Raw genomic sequence first — 23,092 nt, 5'->3', positions numbered from 1 at the left:
AATGAAGTTAATAATATTTATTATAATTATTTTGCTTGGTAATTATAGTTATGCATCAATTGGCTGCGTAGGAAGATTTGTAAATCCAATCACTGATGTTTGCTGGAAATGTTTATTTCCAATTACTATCGGAGGAGTAAAAATTGTCTCAAGTTCTATGGCTGATACTAATAACCCAAGGCAAATTATTTGTTTTTGCCCTAAGCCTTCGATTCCGATGCCGGTTCCTGGAATTCCAATTGGATTTTGGGAGCCAGTGAGATTGGTTGATGTGACTAAATCTCCGATGTGTATGGTAAGCCTTGGAGGCATTAATCTTGGGACTAGCATGCAAAAAGGTGTTAAGGATGATATAGAGGGAAGTAGCTTTTATCATGTTCATTGGTATATTTATCCGGTTATTTACTGGCTTGAGATATTACTTGATTTTGCCTGTTTAGAGATGTCACAAGTAGATATAGCATATTTAACTGAATTTGATCCATTATGGGGAGATGATAACAAGGCTGCTATATTAAATCCTGAAAGTTTATTATTTGGAAGTATTGCAGCTCTATCGGCTTGCATAGCTGATTGCATTAGCTCTAGTTCTGGTAATCTTTCTAACGATGCAATGTTTTGGTGCTGTGGCTGTCAAGGTTCTCTTTATCCCTTTACCGGTACAACTAGCTCTTATAATGGCGGAGTAGGTACTTCCACGCTGTTGGTAGCAAAATTTATGGCTAAGTTACATAGGCAGTTGTTATTATGGGGTTATATGGGAAGAGAAGGATTATGCGGTAAATATCCAATGCCAATAATCAAGAAGAGCCAATATAGACTGCAGATGACTTACCCTATACCGGAGGTGCATTCTTGTAAAAAGATTGGTGAGACTGAAACTACCTGGCAGGGTGCACGCGAATTCCCGGTTAAAGGTGAGGATTTTGGTTATTTAATCTGGAGAAAGAGATCATGCTGCCTCTTTTGATGTTATAAGTTTAGGAATATGTGTTTCAGGTTAAAAACAGTAAGTTTAATAATTTTATTACTGCTAAGTAGCAAGAGTATTGTGGCACAACAAGAAGGTTTAAAGCTGATACAGCCTAAAACTCAAATTTACATTTTTATCTCATTTTCAATGCCTGATTCAGCATTAAAGAGTTATTATGTTGAAGCAGAACGAGCAGGAGCAAAACTTGTAATGCGGGGTCTAAAAAATAATTCTTTTTTAGATACTAAAGCAAAAGCCGATGAAATTGGTATTAGTTTTGATATTGATCCCAATCTATTTGAGGAATATCAAATTACTTCTGTACCAGCAATAATAGTGAATAGTGAAGGCAAGGGAGTAAAAAGACTAACTGGTCACATATCATTATATGATGCTTTAGAAATTATGAACAAAGAAAATTCATGAGGTTCACGTTTTTATCAATGATTATTGTATTGTTCAGTTTTAATGCAATTGCTAACATTCAAGATAGTTATAATAGAGCTAAACAATATGAAAATAGTATCAGGCTTGGCAATCCTGATCAAATGGGCAATAAAGTAATATTTGATAAAGATGCAGATATTTCAAATTTAAGTAATATGAGCGATCAAGATTTAACAAAGCAAGGCGGTCAAATGTTAAATAATAGTTCAGCAGGCCAATTACTACAACAAAGTGAGCTTAAAAAAATAGATGCTTCTCAAGAATATGACATTAATCCTAAAAACCCCTTGATTATTAATTCAGCTAAAATTGAGGCAGATCCTTTAAGACATACAGAAGGAGATAATTTTTCTAATAGTGAAACAATTACCAAAACAAAAATTGCTAAGAGTTGTATTAAAGGGGTAGATTTTACGGTTGACATAATTAGGAAGCTATATTTAGAAACAGAATTAATAGATAAATGGGGAGCATGGCAAGATAGAACTATTGATATATCTGGAGAGGAGATATGTAGATTACATTACCACTTGCTATATCCGGTTCATTGGAAAAAGAAACGCAATGGTATGCATATGCGTAGTGATATTAACACTCAAAGTGAAGTAAGAAGTATTATTGCCCAAAAGCTAGGAGTAAATTTAGAACAAATTAGTGAAGAAATTGGCATTAATCCTAGGGGCAGCGGAAATTTAACTGAATGTAGAAGACATGAAGTAAAATGGGATAAATATAATTTTAAATATAGATTTAGAGAAAAGGAAAAAGAATTTAAGGAAAAAGGAGAATATTGGCTTCTTTATCCAGAAGAATTAGAATCATTAATAGAGCATAATGAATGTCATGAGCTAGGTACGGTATGTTTAGAAAGAGGAGAGAAGATATTTTATGATCAATATCGGGTTAATCGTCCATGTTGGAGCGAGCAAATTAAATATCAATGTAGTAGTGAGCCAAAAGATGGCTGTCATCATTTAAAGAAGCAAGATTGTGAACTTGCAAGCAGTAATTGCGTTAAACAATCTGCGAGTATCTGTTTACAGTGGAGGCGAGATTACATATGTATAGCCCAGAAAAAAGAGCTTAGCTCTTCTATAGCAGGATCACAAATGTTTTGTTTAGGAGGGGATTGTCATACTGCAACTATTGTGCCAAATACTGATATGGGAAATGTTGGGTATCTTGCCATGCTAAATGAAATGAAAAAGGATATGCAGACAAATCCGATTATGGTTTTTAAAGGTACAAGCAATAGTTGTCGTAAAACAAATATTGGTAATTTTCTTAATTGTTGTTCCGGGTTCAAAGGTTGGGGTAAGGATCTAGGGCTTAGCAGGTGCAATGCAGAAGAAAAAGCCTTAGCCTTAAAAAGGGCAAAAGGTCAGTGCTACTATGTTGGTACATATTGTGCTAAGAAAGATAAAATATTTAAGACATGTATTACCAAGAAATCTACTTATTGCTGTTTTAATTCAAAGCTTGCAAGAGTATTTCAGGAACAAGGCAAAAAACAATTATCTATTAGTTTTGGCACGGCACAACATGCTAATTGCAGGGGGTTTACAGTAGAAGAGCTGCAAAGAATAGATTTTTCTAAAGTGGATTTAGAGGAGTTATTTAGTGATTTACTTGATCATGCTAAAAGTAAAATGCATAAGAATTTTCCGCAGCAACTAAAAAACCAGATGCCTATAATGCAACAACAAATATCTAATAATTGTACTGATTCAAATTTATCCTATTAAAATAATGAAGTGGCTAGTAAACACAATAACTAAATCATCACTAGCTATTACATTACTAGTAATTAATTTATGGTTATTAATCAATGATTGGTCAAATCATGCATTTGCTGGTACTATAGACTTAAATGCTAATAGTGTAAATAAAATGACAGGATTAGATTTAGCCAGCAACAATGAACTAAAAGATAGCACTCAACCAACAGGTTTCCTTTGGTATAATGAAGATTTGTTTCAAACAAGAGAAGTAATAAAGCTAGATTCAGTAGTTACAAAACAGGATTTTACTGAAACACCTTATGATCAAAGAATAAATAAATTAAAGCAGGAATTTTCTAAGGCTCAACGCAGAGCCCTTGATAATCCAACACTTATCAATGTCATTATTGCTCAAAGGTTACATAAACAAATCTTAGAAAAATCACATAAATTTGCTACCATGTGGCAACTAGCAACGATATTAGATTACAAGCTAGTAAACATGGATGAACCAGTAAATTCCTTACATAAAAAATTATATGAAGTAAGGCAAGAAGAAGAAAACAGCCAAAAACTAAGATTGTTAGCTAAAGATTGGGGATTAATTCTGCAAGCAAAGCAAGGATGTGAGTATTGTCATGCATTTGCCCCCATTGTACTAGAATTTGCCAATAAATATGGTTTTCAGTTAATTTTTGTTGGTGGAAATGAAGAGAAGTTTCAGGATGTTACAACGGTTAAAGATACAGGATTACTAAAAAAATTAAATCCTGAAAATATTGTACCAGTGTTGTATTTAATAGCAAGTGATGGCATGCAAATATATCCAGTTGCAAGAGGAATTATTAGTGAAGATAAAATTGCTGAAAATATTTTATTGGTAGTTCAGCACCATAATGGACTAACCCGGATATTGCATGAGATATAGGAGACAAAATCCTCGTAAAGCTGTATAATACTGGTATTTCATTAGAATAATACAAAGGATTTTGTCATGACAAATTGTATAGCATATAGTTACCAGTTTTCCAAAGTAAAAAATCGGACAATAGAGATAAATTTCACTGGAGGTGATATTAGTAGCGATGGAGGTGTGTTGTTATTAAGAGAAGCAGATAAAAGGCTTGGTATAACAGAGGAGCTTGCTAAAATATTTCCTGATAGACGAGATGGTAGTAAAATTACCCATAATATGGCAACAATGCTGAGGCAACGAATTTATGGTATTGCATTAGGTTATGAAGATTTAAATGACCACAATTATCTACGAAAATGTCCTGCTATGCAAACAGCTATGGAAACAATTGATGATATGGCAAGTAGTTCTACCTTATGTCGTATAGAAAACAATGCTGATAGACACTTTGCAATTAAAGTGCATGAACTAATGCTTGATAAATTTATTAAGTCTCATAAAATAGTACCAAAGCAGCTAATACTTGATTTTGATGCTACGGATGATGAAATTCATGGGCAACAGGAAGGTAAGTTTTATCATGGTTATTACGGTCATAATTGCTTTTTACCTTTGTATGTTTTTTGTGGAAAGCATCTGTTAGTTAGTTATCTTAGGACGTCAAAGCAGGATCAAGCAAAACATTCTTGGGCAATATTATCATTGTTAGTAAAACGTTTTCGCCAAGCTTGGCCAGAGGTAAAGATTATTTTTCGTGGTGATAGTGGATTTTGTCGTCATCAGATGTTTGATTGGTGTGATATTCATAATATAAAATATATTGTAGGAATGCCCCAAAATAACAGACTAAATGAGTTACTGAAACCTACAATGGAGAAGTCAAAAGCAGCATTTATTATAACCCAAGAAAAGCAACGTCTTTTTAGTGAGTTTCCATATAAGGCTGGTAGTTGGAGTCATGAACGTAGAATAATTGGTAAGGCAGAAATGACAATGCTTGGAGAAAATCCAAGGTATATAGTAACTAATTTATCAGATAAACCTGAAGATTTATACGACAAAGTTTACTGTGGTCGTGGTGATATGGAAAACCGTATAAAAGAGCAACAACTAGAATTATTTGCAGATCGTACTTCTTGTCATAGATGGTGGGCTAATCAGCTCAGAATGATTTTATCGGGTCTTGCATACACTTTAGTAGAATATATCAGAGGTAATTTATTACAAGGTAGTGCATTAGCAAAAGCACAAATAGGTACAATACGTTTAAAATTATTAAAAATTGGGGTAGTAATTATCCGTAATACTAGGCGTATTAAGTTTTTGTTATCTTCATCATATCCTTACCGACAGCTATGGAATCATGTGATGAAGAAATTAGCATTAGAATAACCTAGCCCGGATATTGCATGAGATATAGGAGACAAAATCCTCGTAAAGCTGTATAATACTGGTATTTCATTAGAATAATACAAAGGATTTTGTCATGACAAATTGTATAGCATATAGTTACCAGTTTTCCAAAGTAAAAAATCGGACAATAGAGATAAATTTCACTGGAGGTGATATTAGTAGCGATGGAGGTGTGTTGTTATTAAGAGAAGCAGATAAAAGGCTTGGTATAACAGAGGAGCTTGCTAAAATATTTCCTGATAGACGAGATGGTAGTAAAATTACCCATAATATGGCAACAATGCTGAGGCAACGAATTTATGGTATTGCATTAGGTTATGAAGATTTAAATGACCACAATTATCTACGAAAATGTCCTGCTATGCAAACAGCTATGGAAACAATTGATGATATGGCAAGTAGTTCTACCTTATGTCGTATAGAAAACAATGCTGATAGACACTTTGCAATTAAAGTGCATGAACTAATGCTTGATAAATTTATTAAGTCTCATAAAATAGTACCAAAGCAGCTAATACTTGATTTTGATGCTACGGATGATGAAATTCATGGGCAACAGGAAGGTAAGTTTTATCATGGTTATTACGGTCATAATTGCTTTTTACCTTTGTATGTTTTTTGTGGAAAGCATCTGTTAGTTAGTTATCTTAGGACGTCAAAGCAGGATCAAGCAAAACATTCTTGGGCAATATTATCATTGTTAGTAAAACGTTTTCGCCAAGCTTGGCCAGAGGTAAAGATTATTTTTCGTGGTGATAGTGGATTTTGTCGTCATCAGATGTTTGATTGGTGTGATATTCATAATATAAAATATATTGTAGGAATGCCCCAAAATAACAGACTAAATGAGTTACTGAAACCTACAATGGAGAAGTCAAAAGCAGCATTTATTATAACCCAAGAAAAGCAACGTCTTTTTAGTGAGTTTCCATATAAGGCTGGTAGTTGGAGTCATGAACGTAGAATAATTGGTAAGGCAGAAATGACAATGCTTGGAGAAAATCCAAGGTATATAGTAACTAATTTATCAGATAAACCTGAAGATTTATACGACAAAGTTTACTGTGGTCGTGGTGATATGGAAAACCGTATAAAAGAGCAACAACTAGAATTATTTGCAGATCGTACTTCTTGTCATAGATGGTGGGCTAATCAGCTCAGAATGATTTTATCGGGTCTTGCATACACTTTAGTAGAATATATCAGAGGTAATTTATTACAAGGTAGTGCATTAGCAAAAGCACAAATAGGTACAATACGTTTAAAATTATTAAAAATTGGGGTAGTAATTATCCGTAATACTAGGCGTATTAAGTTTTTGTTATCTTCATCATATCCTTACCGACAGCTATGGAATCATGTGATGAAGAAATTAGCATTAGAATAACCTAGCCCGGATATTGCATGAGATATAGGAGACAAAATCCTCGTAAAGCTGTATAATACTGGTATTTCATTAGAATAATACAAAGGATTTTGTCATGACAAATTGTATAGCATATAGTTACCAGTTTTCCAAAGTAAAAAATCGGACAATAGAGATAAATTTCACTGGAGGTGATATTAGTAGCGATGGAGGTGTGTTGTTATTAAGAGAAGCAGATAAAAGGCTTGGTATAACAGAGGAGCTTGCTAAAATATTTCCTGATAGACGAGATGGTAGTAAAATTACCCATAATATGGCAACAATGCTGAGGCAACGAATTTATGGTATTGCATTAGGTTATGAAGATTTAAATGACCACAATTATCTACGAAAATGTCCTGCTATGCAAACAGCTATGGAAACAATTGATGATATGGCAAGTAGTTCTACCTTATGTCGTATAGAAAACAATGCTGATAGACACTTTGCAATTAAAGTGCATGAACTAATGCTTGATAAATTTATTAAGTCTCATAAAATAGTACCAAAGCAGCTAATACTTGATTTTGATGCTACGGATGATGAAATTCATGGGCAACAGGAAGGTAAGTTTTATCATGGTTATTACGGTCATAATTGCTTTTTACCTTTGTATGTTTTTTGTGGAAAGCATCTGTTAGTTAGTTATCTTAGGACGTCAAAGCAGGATCAAGCAAAACATTCTTGGGCAATATTATCATTGTTAGTAAAACGTTTTCGCCAAGCTTGGCCAGAGGTAAAGATTATTTTTCGTGGTGATAGTGGATTTTGTCGTCATCAGATGTTTGATTGGTGTGATATTCATAATATAAAATATATTGTAGGAATGCCCCAAAATAACAGACTAAATGAGTTACTGAAACCTACAATGGAGAAGTCAAAAGCAGCATTTATTATAACCCAAGAAAAGCAACGTCTTTTTAGTGAGTTTCCATATAAGGCTGGTAGTTGGAGTCATGAACGTAGAATAATTGGTAAGGCAGAAATGACAATGCTTGGAGAAAATCCAAGGTATATAGTAACTAATTTATCAGATAAACCTGAAGATTTATACGACAAAGTTTACTGTGGTCGTGGTGATATGGAAAACCGTATAAAAGAGCAACAACTAGAATTATTTGCAGATCGTACTTCTTGTCATAGATGGTGGGCTAATCAGCTCAGAATGATTTTATCGGGTCTTGCATACACTTTAGTAGAATATATCAGAGGTAATTTATTACAAGGTAGTGCATTAGCAAAAGCACAAATAGGTACAATACGTTTAAAATTATTAAAAATTGGGGTAGTAATTATCCGTAATACTAGGCGTATTAAGTTTTTGTTATCTTCATCATATCCTTACCGACAGCTATGGAATCATGTGATGAAGAAATTAGCATTAGAATAACCTAGATTAGCACTGTTCCCGGTGCTTAGAAAAAATGGGGTAAGGGGCATTACATCTAAAATTTGAAAATAACGGCTTCAAAGCACTTTTTGGCAAAATTTTTACAAAAGTATCATTGCTAATATTATAAATTACTCAATTTCTTACTTTAAATCTCACTTCATGCAATATCCGGGCTAAAGGTTAATGATTATGATCAGTAACAATAAGTTTAGAAGAGTGATCTACATAAAGCATGTGATGTATATTCTCATTATAGTTTTATTGTTACAAGCAACAACTTATGCTTGGGATTTACAGGATGTATTTGAAGGGATGAGCGTTAATGTAACTAAACCTGGTGCATATCAATCTCAAGCTGCCGGCTATTATGCGGCAGGAGGACTATCAATGCGGACAAGTAAAACATCTTTTAATCCCATTTCTATAACTCCTCCCTCATTAAACATGAGCTGTAGTGGTATTGATTCTTATCTTGGTAGCTTTTCTATTATTTCAGGAGATGAGTTAGTACAGCTAATGAAAAATATTGGTACGCAAGCAAAAGCTTATGCATTTTCATTGGGCCTTAAGACCTTTGCTCCACAAATTGAAAATGCCTTAAAAGATTTAAGAAATCTTGCTATGGAAATGAATCAATTTGCTAAGGGAGATTGTGAAATGACTAAGGCTCTTTTTGCTTCCATTTTGCCTAAAGATTCAGCTATGAGAGAATCAGTATGTAGGGATTTACAATCCAGCTCTGGCTTTGATTATTTTGCTGCTGGTAAAAGGTGCCGTAATGATTTAGAGCAGAAACAAGCTTTAGCGAATATCCAAAATAAAGATCCAGAGCTAATGCTAGATAATTATAATATTTTTATCAAGGCAGCAGAAAAAGCAGGGATTCCTGAAAATATGAGAAATGCCATTATGTCAATGACAGGAACTATTATAGTTCGAGATAATAATGTTTATTTCTTTGCATCACTTGCTCAAGATGAAAAGAGCTGGATTGCTCATTTAAAAGGCGGAGAGTCTGCTTCAATTTATACTTGTAACAACAGTAATTGTTTAAACCCAGCCCTAAGACGCAATATTAGTATTGCTCCAGATCAATCATATCAAGGCAAGGCTAAAACAAAACTAGATGAATTAAAGAGTAAACTGGCAAGCAACAATGAGTTTAGTAATGCCGATATTACTTTCCTATCCTCAATAGGGGAAGCATTGCCAATTTATGACTATATTACTTTAGAAGCAATATCAGGAGTAACTATTTTAGATAGCTCTTCAGAGTTAGTTGCCAGCTACAGTTTATTGCAGCATTTAAAGGAGGTAGTCTCTGAGGTCAGAAAAGCAGTAACTATGCTAAAATCCAAGCAAGTAGCAGATCATCATTTAACTGCTTACTTAAAAGCTTTAGATTGAGTGCAACTTTTTGCTCAAGAGAAATGGAGTAATATGCTAACAAGTAGTGATCAGATTGATAGAAGAGCAAGATTAATAGAACAACATTTAATTGCTAAAGAGAGGGCTTAAAAATTAATTATAAATTAAAATTAAATGAGCAAGCAGATAAGCAGTACAAAAATAAGCAAAGCAGATAAAAATTAAAAAGAATATGGCAGATTACGTAATACATACATTTGGTGGAGGAGATATATTATGGCAAATTTTTAATGGTATAGGAAGAGTCTTTGCCTCAAATAGTGAGTATTTTACACCAATAGGTAAATTTGCTTTGACAATTGGTGGAATTTGGGCAGCAACAAGAGCTATTTTTAGAGGCAATATCGGTATTTTTGCCATGGAGTGGTTTTTTCCATCTTTTTTTATTTTTGTCTTTTTATTTGCTCCAAAAGCAAATGTGTGGCTTAAAGATGAAATATCAATGCATGCTCCTGTGAAAATTGATAATATTCCAATAGGTGTTGCTTTTTTTGCCTCTATATCATCAAAAATAAGTTATTCCTTATCAGAAATGCTAGAAAAACATTTACTACCACCTGATGAAGGGTTATCAAGCAGGAAGAATGGGATTATGTTTGGGGCAAAAGCTATTGGTAAAATCAAGGATATTCAAATAGAGGATCCAGTAACTTTAACCAACACAAAAGAATTCTTAAGACAATGTTTTATGAAACCTTACATCATCGGCAATATTTTAGGTAAAAAAGCCGAAGCACAAAGAGCTAGTGACATCATTGCTTTTATTCAGCAAAATATACCCAATAATTTTGGTATATATTATAAAGATCCAAGTAATTCTGCTATTTCTTTTAAAACCTGCAGGCAGGTAACTCCTTTAATTAAGGCAGCTATTAATAAAGAATTAAATGATGGCTTGTTGACTCAATTTGCAAATATCATAGGGATTAGCTCGGGTAAGCAGGAGATGTTAGCAACAAGGCTAAAAGTGATGACTTCTGATACTTTAAAATATCTTAAAAAAGAACAAACAGATATTCATCAGTGGATGAGGCAAGCAATGTTACTTAATGCTAATCGTGAAGCTTATGATGACTTGCGAGAAAAATTCTCACTTGCTAGAATATATCCTCAGTTAGTTAGTATGAATGTGACCCGCGGGTTATTTCAGCAATCATTTTCTTACCTGGCTGCAGGAGAAATGGCAGCAAATATCATGCCCATCTTACAGTCAGTATTTTTTGCCTTGGTGATTTGTCTCATTTTCGTAGTATTTCCAATGTCGATGCTGCCTGGCGGTTATACTATCTTTAAGACCTGGATCACATTAATTATCTGGGTAACTAGCTGGCCAGTATTTTTTACCGTGATTCATTGTTTAGGAATGATTAGCCTAGCCGGTAAAGGCGTGAGTCACCTTACTGGTTTAAATATCTTATCGCAGGGGAGTTTTTCAGAAATTCTGTTGCATGAATTTGCAACGTTTCAGATGCTAGCAGCTTCAGTTCCGATGCTATCCTGGGCAGTATTAAAGGCTTGTGCTCATGCAACTACTACTTTGGCTAATCAATTCTCTCCAGTACCGGTTGCGAGTAGCATTGGGGCTAATATTGCTGATAATAATCTTTCTATAGATAATTACAACATCGGTAATAAAACAATTGCCCAGCAAAATCTTACCCCAACTTTGCAATTAGCAGGAGGAATTATTGATGATGGGGGAATGAGAGTGACCAGTACTGATAGTGGTAGACAAATACTGACTCAAGCAGTAGACTCCTTAGTAAATAACTACCGCTCTTCTAAATTATTGCAGGATAGTTATCAAAGTCAGTTTATGAGTTCACAAAGTTATCTTGACTCATTAAATAACAAATATAGTGATTTAACTACTACAGGCAATTCTATAGCAACTGAAATAGGCAAGAGATTAAGCTATGAAGAGGCAAAGTCCATAGGTATTACTGATAGCCAGTATCTGGCCTTGCAGCAGATGAATTCAGACAGCACATCTGCTACTGATCATACAGGTAGTAGTAATAGAAAAGGCACAGGTACTAGTGCCGATATAGGTTTAAATATTCCTAGTCTGGGAGGAACAAAAGTTATATCAACTAATGATCAAGGAAAAGAACGAGGAAAATCAGTAAATCAACAGCAATCATATAATGAAGCATTATCTAAGATTAAGAGTGCTACTAAGGATGGCAGATTAAGTAATGCAAATAGTAACGTGTAATCGCTTAGTAATAATCTAAATAGTAATTTTTCTGAACAACAATCTGTAGGGCAAGAAATAGCTAGAACTAAACAAAATATCGAGCAATTAAGCTATAATATGAATTACGTGTCTCAAAACTCTGCTGCTATTGATCGTAATTTAAATGAACCAGTATTAAAGGCAATAGTTGAACAAGATATCCCTGGAGTGAACAGTAAAGAGCAAGCAGCGGCGTGGGCCAGTATTCATCAAAAAGAGGCTGAACAAATAGCTTTAAACATAGCTAAAATTAATAATACTATACCTCAAAACTTAAGCTCTGTAAGTAGAGTCAATATTCCACCTAAAGAAAGCTTGCGATCAAGTTTTGATGAAAATAAACAACGATTAAATGATCAAGCTGCTATTAGTAGTATTGATGATAGAAAAAATGATATTTATGATAAAAATGTAGAACAAATGCTGATCCAGAGTGCAGATAATAATGAAATAGAAAAAGTAAAGATTCTTGAGCAGTTATCTGATAAAGTAAAAAATAAGAGGGAACAAATTGAAGATGAATTTAATAAAACTCCTGAATCAACGATTGTCAGAACTGGCCAGCAAATAGCAGATAATATTGGCATTAGCGATAAGGCGATAAAGAAAAGAAATAGAAAATTACTAGATTACAAAAATAAAAATAATTAAGGATAAGTTTATGCAAAATATAAAAAAATTAGCACTCATATCTATCTTATCATTAATGTTTTTTAATAATGCTTTAGCCACTAGTATTGTTAATGAAAAACCACAACCAATAGATCCACAAAGCAAGATTCAAGATCTAAACATTTTAGCAGAAGAATATTTTAATATTGGTAGATCTCTTTATAAATTAGGTAAATATGAAGAAGCAATAAAAAATTTAAATCTAGCAATTAAATATAAACCTAATTATACCGATGCTTATAACTATAAAGGAATGGTTTTAGCTAATTTAGGTAAATATGAAGAAGCAATAAAAAATTATAATTTAGCTATTAAATATGAGTATGATTTTGCAGAAGCCTATAATAATAAAGGCAATTCTTTAAATAAGTTAGGTAGATACCAAGAAGCAATAGAAAATTTTGACCTGGCTCTGAAGTATAATCCATATTTTGCAGTAGCTTATAATAATAAGGGTAGCGTATTAAATAACTTAAGAAAATATCCAGAAGCAATAGAACAGTATAACCTTGCTCTAAAATATTATCCAAAATACCCAGAAGCTTATTATAATAAGGGAATATCTTTAATGTCTTTATGGCAACATCAAGAAGCGATAGAAAACTATGATTTAGCTATTAAGTATAAATCAGATTATGCAGATGCTTATAACAACAAAGGTGCAGCTTTAATAAACTTAGGAAAATATCAAGAAGCAATTGAAACCTGTAATATAGCCATTAAATATCAGCCCAATTGTGTAGAAGCATACTATAATAAGGCAATCTGTTTAACATATCAAAAAAACATCATGAAGCAATAGCAAATTGTGATTTAGCAATCAAATATGATCCTAATTATATTGCAACGTATTTAGAAAAAGGTATAGCTCTTAGAAAATTAGGTAAATATGAAGAAGCAATTAAGAGCTACGACTTAGCTATTAAGTATAAATCTGATTATGCTGAAAGTTACTTAGAAAAAGGCATTACATTGATTAGCATGGGAAAACAAAAAGCAGCTAAAGAAAACTTTAGTTTAGCTCTTAAATACAAACCTAATCTGATAGAAGAATATGAAGCAATAATTAAAGCTTTAAGACAACTAGGTAATGATCTTATGGCTGATGAGTTTGAAGAAAAATTAAAGATAATGCAAGATAATTTATAATTGGATGCAACAAAATCAAAATAATTTTACTCGTGGTTCACAAATTTTTGCTCATCAGATGAGAATGCTTGGGCAAGGCAGTATTAATGCTTTAACAGCTGGATTGGTATTTACTGTATCTTGGCTGATATGGCAAGTATTTCAGAAATTATCTTTAATAAGCCTATATTATTTTATCATAGAGCGATACGTACAATTAAAACTTGTCATAGGACAGTATTTTTATCCTATAGATCAAATAGGTATTCAATTCTATTATTTAGAGCAAAAAGCTTGGGTTTACCGTAATGCTGAAGAATTTGTTCATAAATTTTGGCATATTACACCACATTCGCATAATATCAATCAATTTGGGCAATTCTTATTGCATTCAGCTTGGCAAGAAGGTATTATTACTTTTACTGTCTTCATGTTTACTGCTATCATCTTTTTTATGTATCGAGGTAAAAAAGCTGTTATTCAAGATAAGATTAGGGGAGCAGATTTTGTAGAAGCTAAAACTTTAGCTACAATGCTTTATAAAAACAAGCAAGCTGCTAATATTTGTTTTTCTGGATTGCCATTGGTTAAAGATAGTGAGAGAAGACATATTCTTATTACCGGTACTACAGGTAGCGGTAAAACCAATATGATAAATGAGCTGTTACCTCAGATTAGAAAAGAGTGTGGTAGAGCAATTATTGTTGATTTAACAGGTAGCTTTACTGATCGATTTTTTGATCCAAAATGTGATAAGATACTTAATCCTTTGCAAGAGAATACTTCAGCATGGCTACCGTGGAATGATTGTCATGAAATTTGGGATTATAATGATATAGCCAGTAGTTTTAGTAATTATAATCCAAAATTAGATGATTTTTTTGCTAAAAGTGCTGAGCTAGTATTAGCTGAAGGATTAAGATTATATCAGGATAGCAAAGACATCAAAAAGCTAATAAATACTATTCTTTATGCAAATAATAAAGAATTTGTTAGGATCTTTAAAAACAGTGCAGTGTCCGGTATCATTGGCAGTGGTGCACCTGAGACTTCGTCCGGTATTCAAGCAACTGTTAGTAAAAATATTGAAGCTCTGCAACATTTAAAGCCTGATGGTAGTTTTAGTATTAGAAAGTGGTTTACTGCGGACAAAGGTTGGTTATTTATACTAGTACTCCTAACCAAAGAGTAATGCTACGACCACTTATTGCTGCATGGATTAGCATAGCAATAAAAGCATTAATGAATAGGAACATCAATAATACTCATAGTAATATGTGGTTTGTGATTGATGAGCTGCCAGCTTTACAAAAGATATCTTCACTCCCTATAGCTTTAGCTGAAAGCAGGAAATATGGTGGCTGCGTTGTTGCAGGTATGCAAAATATTCATCAATTAGAGGAAATATATGGTCATGCAGGAGCAGCTTCAATGCTTGATCTATTTGGTAGCAAATTTATTTTTCGGGTAAGTGATCAACAAACAGCACATAAATCAGCTTTAATGCTTGGTGAGCAAGAAATTATTGAAACTCAAGAGAATCTCTCTTATGGTGCTAACTCCATGCGTGATGGAGTAAATATGCATAGCTTAGAGAAAAGAAAATTATTAGTAATGCCATCTGAAATTATGAATCTACCAGATCTTACCTGTTATGTAAAACTTGCGGGTAATTTCCCGATTACTAAATTACAAATGAACTTACAACTTGATTTCAATGCAAAAATATAGAAACCATTTTAATGGCATTTTTAAAAGATTTCAATTGTTTGATAGAAAGGGATACCTTATAAAGAAAAATCCTATTATAATGCCCCTTTAAATCGCTAATTTAGTATTACGAGTTTTAGAGGTAAGCTGTGTATAAAAAACTTTTTTGTTATTTCAGAATTTTTTATAAATGATTTTTCAAACAGCAGAGTAAATTTTACAAGAAATATGTTTACTCTAAAGAACTAATAAAAGCTTCATCAAGACCGGTTACACTAGAAATTAAAGCAATATTGCAACCTTGAGCTAACATTTTCTTTGCTACCTCTACTGCTTTATTATATTCCCCTTCAGCTTTTCCTTCAGCTTTTCCTTCAGCTTTTCCTTCAGCTTTTCCAATTTGGATACCTTTAGCTTCACCAATTTGGATACCTTTAGCTTCACCAACTTGTAAGCCTTCAAGAATACCTATTTCTTTTCCTTCTTGTTGCCAATGCTCTGCTAAACTTCTCATAAGCCTTGTTCCTATTTCTGGATTCAACTTTGTTGATAATAAATTCTTTAGCTTTATTTTATCAGCTTGCTCTATCTTTGTCAAAGTATAATATAATATCATTTCTAGATAATCATAGCCTATCGTTATTTTGGTTAATTCCGGTAATATATCTGATATTTCTTGCCATCTTTTTAATAATTCCCTCTCATGTATATGTTTGAGAAAAAATTCTAATATCCCCGACCATATCCTTTGTTTAAACTCTTCATCTGGTATTTCATGGACATTCACTAACTGGTAATCACTAATCCATAATTCTCTTGCTAATTTGTTATTGGCAAATAAATCCCACAAATTCCTTGCAACATTATATTTCTCCTGACCATTGTAAAATATCATCGGGTATATTAATGGTAAAGTCTTAGCTTTAGGATTTTGTATTAAATATCGCTCACAAATATTAATCATATATTTAAAAAGCCTAAAAGCCATAAAATGATCTGCTTTTGATTGATGTTCTACAAGCAAAAATAAGTATCCGTCTTGTTTATCAAATTTGCATGAGAATAAAACATCAGAGATAGAATCTTTTAAAGAGCTTTCTACAAAAGTGGTATTTTCCATTGCTAAACTAGGAAAATCTATTAAACTTTTAATATTTGGGGGCAAATGTGCATTAAAGAACTCATGGGCGACTAGAGGATTCTCCAGTGCCTTACGAAATATCTTATCATGCTTAGCTTTCTTCGTGCCTTTATCTGGATCACCCAGCAGGTTTCCTTGTTCACTCATATATTTATATTTTTTAACTTGATAAAATATTATTACACTACACTCTAAACTCTTATTCCTTGATTTAGCTTGATCTCAGATACTTGCTTTACTGCACTTCTTATTTCTTTAGCTATTTCTGAGCTTGGACTTATATATTGCATTACTTGTTTATCTCTTCCTATGGCATTTTAAGTAATCTTCAGGGACGAGATGGCTTTTGCCTTGAAAATCATGTACTACTATATCAGAAAATTTTTTATCACCAAGATTATAATTAGGATCAAATTTATTCTGCATAATTTGTAAATCTTTCTGTATCTTCTGCTCTATTGCTGCTATGCAAATCTTGTTACTATAAGCAGTACAAGAATCTATACCTTTTTCTCTGTAGATTTGTAAAGCAGTATCGATATTTTCTGCTGTGCCAAACTTGGCTAGAGCTGTTATTTGCTGTTGTTGCAAATTATTTAGTCCGTTATTATCGTTATTTGCAAATTTTGAAAATAGTAATTCTATAGACTTAATTTGTGATTTGCTATTATCATTTGCTTTTAAGGATGATTTAAGTTCTGTTGCCTTACTAGCTGCTGTTAATTTTATTATTTCAGGCTCTATAAGCTTGTCTATAGATTCTGCTCCTTGGGATTTTAACATATCATTAAAATCGCCTTTTTCTGGTGGTCGTATTATTGCTACCGTCGCTCCTTGCCTAATTAATTCTTCCTGAGCCTTAATTACAGTATTAACTGATACTGCATCTTTGCCATCATTATCAGCAGCAATTATTATTCTCTCACCTTTGATAGGCTCATAGTTCCTGATGTTACTTACACCTAAACTACAAAGCATTTTGCCCTTAATACCAGCTTCTGCAATGCTTAAAGTTGTCTCGAGCCCCTCTGCTATAATCGTTACATTACTTGCTGAATTGTTGCCATCTTTACTGTTTGGTATGTTCTGCTGTTCATTATTTTTACTAATCTCAACAAAAGAACCTCTGATTCTGCCAAAAGAACGTTTATTAACCTCAATATCAGCTTTATTATTTGTTTCTTTGTTTAAATAAATTGATTGTCCACCGGTAATATTACCATCTTTATTTCTAGCAAAAGCAATTAATGCAGGATAATATTGTTTGCTATTACTGTCCCACATCATATTGGTTCTAAGATCATTATTGATATCCTGTTAATATTTTTTTAATTCCACGATGTTCTAATAAATATTTTTTTGCTATATTATTTGGCGTCATATAGATTATAGAATCTGATTTTTCATATAATTCTTCAGCTCTCTTTATCTTAGATATTTCAGCATATTTCGCTTGTTGATCTTGATTCTTAACTTTTTGGTCAAATTGCTCTTTTATCTTATCTTCTAATAACTTGCTATTGTTTGATATACCAACCATATCTTGTAAATATTTCTTAGCTTCTACAAAATCACAATTTTTTTCTCTTTGTACTAAGGTAAATAAATCTCCTCCCTCTCCTTTACTAAAATCATACCATCTGCCAGCTTTACTGCCACCTATCCTCATCACTATTTTGCCATCTTTCTCCCAGCGTAACACTTGACTATTTGATAAATGCTTATTTGGACTACCTAGCAAATTTCTACCTATTTCTTCCGCTTTAAATGATAATCTTTGCTTCAATTCCAATGCTTCTTGTTTATTAATAGCATTATAATCTATTTTATTCTTTGCCATAATATCCTCTTGTAATTTAACACTTATTGTTGTATCTTGTTTATTACAAATTCTTGAGGTTATAAGAAGAGCTTTTTCGCTCTTCTTGGGCTTTATGGCTTGTGGCAAGATTTGTGCTAGTGCTTCTTAGGATTTCTGCTACTTTAGCAGGTGGCTCTAACTTCACTCTTAAGTGGTAATAGTTATCATTACTGTGTAATCTATCCTTAATATCTTCTACTACCCCTTTAAACCAATTACCTACTTTATCTATAATATTAGGACTCTTGCTTTCCTGAACTGCTAGCAACTCTTCTAAAGTTTTAAAATTAATGCTAGATAGCCTATTATCTATTTTGCTAAGTTGCGATATTAAACTGGCCATATTCCTGGTAGCCTTCCTATTATAGTAAAGTTTTACCTCTTCTATATGTCTAGTCATGGCTACATAAGAATTTCTGCTATTTCCTGCTAGATTATGTAATACATAGACATCTTTAATTGATGCTCCTTGTGCTTTATACACTGTAGAAGCATAGCCATGTTTAAAGCTTACATCTTGAGGATTAAATTCTATTTCTTTTCCGCTATCTGTTTTAGCTATCAATCTATCGTTACTTACTGAAGTTATCGTTGCAAATTCACCATTTTCTATTTGTAAATCTTTATTAGTACTTTTAAACAAAATACGATCTCCTGCCATATAATCTTCGTGCTTTTCAGATGATAGATAGTGTCTATATTCTTTACCGGTAAGCAAGCCTTTAGCTTTTAATAACTCCCTGATCCCTTGATTAATACTATCTACTTCAACATTACGCATGGTAATTATTAAACGCTCATTTAGAGCAAATTTGCTGTTACTCCAATCATTAATTAATCTTGCCATTGATTCTTCTAGCGTATGATCAATCTTTAAACATTTATGCTGTTCTAGTAACCGCAGACCACCGGCAATATCTGATTTTGCAAAGCATGAAGCCATTTCTCTTGCCCATACTTTATTTTGTCTTCTAATGCTACTTAACTCATATGAGCCAAATTTACTAGCCAATACTGCAAACATTCCTCCTCGCTCAACGGAAGTGAGTTGTCTCTCATCTCCAGCCAGTATCAAATTACAATTATTACTCCTTGCTACTTTTAATAATTCTAAATAATCACTATTACCTACCATTCCTGCTTCATCTACTACTAGCGTAGTATTTCTTGGTAGATTAGCTTTACCATTATATAATTTAAATAAAAACCCTTTTACTGTATGACATTGCCGGTAGCCTTTACTTTTAAGCTCTGATGCTGCTTTATGAGTAGGAGCGAGTCCTATAATATTTTGCCCATGATTGGTGGCAATTTTATAAGCCTTCGCAAGTACTTGTGACTTACCGGTGCCGGCTCTACCTTGCAAGATCCTAATCCCTTGATTATTAATTAAAATATACTGCAGACTTTCTCTTTGTGCTTCATTAACACTTGTAAGATTATCGATATCACTCTTAAGCTTAATAACGTTATTAAAATGAATCTGACTATTGATCTTATCTGCTATTCTTAGTATCCTTAATTCTTCATCCCTTATGTCTTGAGTAGTATAGTATTTAGTATCAGTGCCATCTTCATTATATAGTTTTACCAGCCTATCTGAATTTAATACCTCCCTTATTAGTTTTTGCTTTTCTGCTTCTTCTTTAATCTCTTTTACTGCTTTTTCTATATCCAATTTAGTAAAAATAGCTTGATGACGAATAATACGATCAAGTACCCCATCCGCTCCTTTGATAATTTCAAGATGGGCTAGCCTGCATATTTTATTTTGCTCTGCTATTTCATTGATAATACTTCGCATTCTAGTAGGACCGACATGCTGCTGTGGCATAAAACTTATTGGGTCTACTCTGATTTCTAAACCTAACTTGGCAAAATATTTATTGATTACTTCTTTAGCTCTTTCATGAATAATTTTATCTTCAGGGATAATGAATGCTTTGCCCTTAACTTTGGCAAATTTAGGATTTAAATCTACTGCCTTAGCTCCTAAAGCTTTACCGTTTTCTGTAAATCTTCTGGTAGTCACAAGCACATGGGCATGCCAATTCTTTTCTCCATCATGTGGTTTATGAATATCAACCTGAACTCCAAGCCCATTCTTTACCCATCCCATCTCTTTGATGATTTCATGAGTAATGGCTATTCTATCATCTAAATCTAATTCCTTATCATCAGGCAGTGCTATAACTATATCTTTTAATAATTGACTGTTTTTTCTTTTCTCTATACGCTCTACCTCATTCATCAAGATCCTTGAGTCTTTGAATCTTTTATCTACATGATCTGGCAATAAAACAGCATGATAAACATTATCGCCTTTTTTGCTAAAATTATAAGTGATGTTAGTTCTCTCATCTTTAATAATCAGCCTGGCATTATAGGCAGCTTTCAAACAAGCATTTTTACCTTCACTCCTACTTACTATTTCTATTCTTGCAAACTGTATCGCCATGGTTTGTTAATTCTAACAATGTTCAATCTATCATTGACATTACCATGCAATCTTAAAATCATCCACTGAAACCAGAACCACTTGAACCAGCAAGCAAAAATAAACCGTAAGGTTTATATATTGCGTGGTGCGACACGATGGCACTAACCCGGATATTGCATGAGATATAGGAGACAAAATCCTCGTAAAGCTGTATAATACTGGTATTTCATTAGAATAATACAAAGGATTTTGTCATGACAAATTGTATAGCATATAGTTACCAGTTTTCCAAAGTAAAAAATCGGACAATAGAGATAAATTTCACTGGAGGTGATATTAGTAGCGATGGAGGTGTGTTGTTATTAAGAGAAGCAGATAAAAGGCTTGGTATAACAGAGGAGCTTGCTAAAATATTTCCTGATAGACGAGATGGTAGTAAAATTACCCATAATATGGCAACAATGCTGAGGCAACGAATTTATGGTATTGCATTAGGTTATGAAGATTTAAATGACCACAATTATCTACGAAAATGTCCTGCTATGCAAACAGCTATGGAAACAATTGATGATATGGCAAGTAGTTCTACCTTATGTCGTATAGAAAACAATGCTGATAGACACTTTGCAATTAAAGTGCATGAACTAATGCTTGATAAATTTATTAAGTCTCATAAAATAGTACCAAAGCAGCTAATACTTGATTTTGATGCTACGGATGATGAAATTCATGGGCAACAGGAAGGTAAGTTTTATCATGGTTATTACGGTCATAATTGCTTTTTACCTTTGTATGTTTTTTGTGGAAAGCATCTGTTAGTTAGTTATCTTAGGACGTCAAAGCAGGATCAAGCAAAACATTCTTGGGCAATATTATCATTGTTAGTAAAACGTTTTCGCCAAGCTTGGCCAGAGGTAAAGATTATTTTTCGTGGTGATAGTGGATTTTGTCGTCATCAGATGTTTGATTGGTGTGATATTCATAATATAAAATATATTGTAGGAATGCCCCAAAATAACAGACTAAATGAGTTACTGAAACCTACAATGGAGAAGTCAAAAGCAGCATTTATTATAACCCAAGAAAAGCAACGTCTTTTTAGTGAGTTTCCATATAAGGCTGGTAGTTGGAGTCATGAACGTAGAATAATTGGTAAGGCAGAAATGACAATGCTTGGAGAAAATCCAAGGTATATAGTAACTAATTTATCAGATAAACCTGAAGATTTATACGACAAAGTTTACTGTGGTCGTGGTGATATGGAAAACCGTATAAAAGAGCAACAACTAGAATTATTTGCAGATCGTACTTCTTGTCATAGATGGTGGGCTAATCAGCTCAGAATGATTTTATCGGGTCTTGCATACACTTTAGCCCGGATATTGCATGAGATATAGGAGACAAAATCCTCGTAAAGCTGTATAATACTGGTATTTCATTAGAATAATACAAAGGATTTTGTCATGACAAATTGTATAGCATATAGTTACCAGTTTTCCAAAGTAAAAAATCGGACAATAGAGATAAATTTCACTGGAGGTGATATTAGTAGCGATGGAGGTGTGTTGTTATTAAGAGAAGCAGATAAAAGGCTTGGTATAACAGAGGAGCTTGCTAAAATATTTCCTGATAGACGAGATGGTAGTAAAATTACCCATAATATGGCAACAATGCTGAGGCAACGAATTTATGGTATTGCATTAGGTTATGAAGATTTAAATGACCACAATTATCTACGAAAATGTCCTGCTATGCAAACAGCTATGGAAACAATTGATGATATGGCAAGTAGTTCTACCTTATGTCGTATAGAAAACAATGCTGATAGACACTTTGCAATTAAAGTGCATGAACTAATGCTTGATAAATTTATTAAGTCTCATAAAATAGTACCAAAGCAGCTAATACTTGATTTTGATGCTACGGATGATGAAATTCATGGGCAACAGGAAGGTAAGTTTTATCATGGTTATTACGGTCATAATTGCTTTTTACCTTTGTATGTTTTTTGTGGAAAGCATCTGTTAGTTAGCCCGGATATTGCATGAAGTGAGATTTAAAGTAAGAAATTGAGTAATTTATAATATTAGCAATGATACTTTTGTAAAAATTTTGCCAAAAAGTGCTTTGAAGCCGTTATTTTCAAATTTTAGATGTAATGCCCCTTACCCCATTTTTTCTAAGCACCGGGAACAGTGCTAATCT

The 23,092-nt window shown here is 33.1% G+C and carries 11 protein-coding genes and 5 pseudogenes; 13 read left to right on the top strand and 3 right to left on the bottom strand.

From position 1 onward, the window contains the following. Position 1 precedes the first annotated feature (1 nt). The 11 genes and pseudogenes from traU (at position 2) to AAGD48_RS08855 (ending at position 15,466) form a co-directional block, all read left to right on the top strand. Positions 2-970, top strand: coding sequence for a conjugal transfer pilus assembly protein TraU (traU, locus tag AAGD48_RS08905; protein WP_341789743.1), 969 nt, complete (start codon positions 2-4; stop codon positions 968-970). 18 nt (positions 971-988) lie between these two features. Beyond that, on the top strand, positions 989-1,399 hold the full coding sequence (gene trbC, locus AAGD48_RS08900) for a type-F conjugative transfer system pilin assembly protein TrbC (protein WP_341789742.1): 411 nt from the start codon (positions 989-991) through the stop codon (positions 1,397-1,399). Then, positions 1,396-3,165: a conjugal transfer protein TraN gene (locus AAGD48_RS08895; RefSeq protein WP_410526014.1), complete on the top strand. Its 1,770-nt coding sequence runs from the start codon at positions 1,396-1,398 to the stop codon at positions 3,163-3,165. The genes trbC and AAGD48_RS08895 overlap by 4 nt, the downstream gene beginning before the upstream one ends. A gap of 1 nt (position 3,166) precedes the next feature. Next, the gene (locus AAGD48_RS08890; RefSeq protein WP_341790777.1) at positions 3,167-4,069 is read left to right on the top strand and encodes a conjugal transfer protein TraF; all 903 of its coding nucleotides are present in this window, start codon (positions 3,167-3,169) and stop codon (positions 4,067-4,069) included. Between the two features lie 66 nt (positions 4,070-4,135). Beyond that, positions 4,136-5,449 (top strand): IS1380 family transposase, encoded by a 1,314-nt coding sequence (locus AAGD48_RS08885; protein ID WP_341789740.1) that lies wholly within the window; start codon positions 4,136-4,138, stop codon positions 5,447-5,449. A gap of 94 nt (positions 5,450-5,543) precedes the next feature. Beyond that, positions 5,544-6,857, top strand: coding sequence for an IS1380 family transposase (locus tag AAGD48_RS08880; RefSeq protein WP_341789740.1), 1,314 nt, complete (start codon positions 5,544-5,546; stop codon positions 6,855-6,857). 94 nt (positions 6,858-6,951) lie between these two features. Then, positions 6,952-8,265: an IS1380 family transposase gene (locus AAGD48_RS08875; protein WP_341789740.1), complete on the top strand. Its 1,314-nt coding sequence runs from the start codon at positions 6,952-6,954 to the stop codon at positions 8,263-8,265. Positions 8,266-8,457: 192 nt separating this feature from the next. Further along, positions 8,458-9,786, top strand: a pseudogene (locus tag AAGD48_RS08870) (conjugal transfer protein TraH). Between the two features lie 82 nt (positions 9,787-9,868). Further along, positions 9,869-12,586 (top strand): annotated as a pseudogene (locus AAGD48_RS08865) (conjugal transfer protein TraG N-terminal domain-containing protein). 10 nt (positions 12,587-12,596) lie between these two features. Beyond that, positions 12,597-13,756, top strand: a pseudogene (locus AAGD48_RS08860) (tetratricopeptide repeat protein). A 4-nt stretch (positions 13,757-13,760) separates the two neighbouring features. Continuing rightward, positions 13,761-15,466 (top strand): annotated as a pseudogene (locus tag AAGD48_RS08855) (type IV secretion system DNA-binding domain-containing protein). Positions 15,467-15,677: 211 nt separating this feature from the next. Here the strand turns inward: AAGD48_RS08855 and AAGD48_RS08850 are convergent. From AAGD48_RS08850 to AAGD48_RS08840, 3 genes and pseudogenes are all read right to left on the bottom strand, one after another. Continuing rightward, positions 15,678-16,733 (bottom strand): Rpn family recombination-promoting nuclease/putative transposase, encoded by a 1,056-nt coding sequence (locus tag AAGD48_RS08850; protein WP_341789739.1) that lies wholly within the window; start codon positions 16,731-16,733, stop codon positions 15,678-15,680. Positions 16,734-16,777: 44 nt separating this feature from the next. Beyond that, positions 16,778-20,905, bottom strand: a pseudogene (locus AAGD48_RS08845) (AAA family ATPase). Positions 20,906-20,944: 39 nt separating this feature from the next. After that, complete coding sequence (locus tag AAGD48_RS08840) at positions 20,945-21,082, bottom strand: hypothetical protein (RefSeq protein ID WP_341789738.1); 138 nt, start codon at positions 21,080-21,082, stop codon at positions 20,945-20,947. Positions 21,083-21,141: 59 nt separating this feature from the next. On the opposite strand from AAGD48_RS08840, the gene AAGD48_RS08835 reads away from it, so the two are divergent. Both AAGD48_RS08835 and AAGD48_RS08830 read left to right on the top strand, forming a co-directional pair. After that, a complete protein-coding gene (locus AAGD48_RS08835; protein WP_341789737.1) occupies positions 21,142-22,284 on the top strand; it encodes an IS1380 family transposase in 1,143 nt (380 codons plus the stop codon). 66 nt (positions 22,285-22,350) lie between these two features. Continuing rightward, positions 22,351-22,935 (top strand): transposase, encoded by a 585-nt coding sequence (locus AAGD48_RS08830; protein WP_341789736.1) that lies wholly within the window; start codon positions 22,351-22,353, stop codon positions 22,933-22,935. The last annotated feature ends 157 nt before the right edge of the window (positions 22,936-23,092 follow it).

The sequence above is a fragment of the Rickettsia endosymbiont of Polydrusus tereticollis genome, assembly GCF_964026385.1.
Lineage (GTDB): Bacteria > Pseudomonadota > Alphaproteobacteria > Rickettsiales > Rickettsiaceae > Rickettsia.
This window is presented reverse-complemented; position numbering and strand designations above follow the sequence as displayed.

What these genes read in the sequence shown, in the direction of transcription:
- traU (WP_341789743.1), top strand. Translation starts at nt 2, where the DNA reads ATGAAGTTAATAATATTTATTATAATTATTTTGCTTGGTAATTATAGT.
- trbC (WP_341789742.1), top strand. Translation starts at nt 989, where the DNA reads ATGTGTTTCAGGTTAAAAACAGTAAGTTTAATAATTTTATTACTGCTA.
- AAGD48_RS08895 (WP_410526014.1), top strand. Translation starts at nt 1,396, where the DNA reads ATGAGGTTCACGTTTTTATCAATGATTATTGTATTGTTCAGTTTTAAT.
- AAGD48_RS08885 (WP_341789740.1), top strand. Translation starts at nt 4,136, where the DNA reads ATGACAAATTGTATAGCATATAGTTACCAGTTTTCCAAAGTAAAAAAT.
- AAGD48_RS08880 (WP_341789740.1), top strand. Translation starts at nt 5,544, where the DNA reads ATGACAAATTGTATAGCATATAGTTACCAGTTTTCCAAAGTAAAAAAT.
- AAGD48_RS08875 (WP_341789740.1), top strand. Translation starts at nt 6,952, where the DNA reads ATGACAAATTGTATAGCATATAGTTACCAGTTTTCCAAAGTAAAAAAT.
- AAGD48_RS08850 (WP_341789739.1), bottom strand. Translation starts at nt 16,733, where the DNA reads ATGAGTGAACAAGGAAACCTGCTGGGTGATCCAGATAAAGGCACGAAG.
- AAGD48_RS08835 (WP_341789737.1), top strand. Translation starts at nt 21,142, where the DNA reads ATGACAAATTGTATAGCATATAGTTACCAGTTTTCCAAAGTAAAAAAT.
- AAGD48_RS08830 (WP_341789736.1), top strand. Translation starts at nt 22,351, where the DNA reads ATGACAAATTGTATAGCATATAGTTACCAGTTTTCCAAAGTAAAAAAT.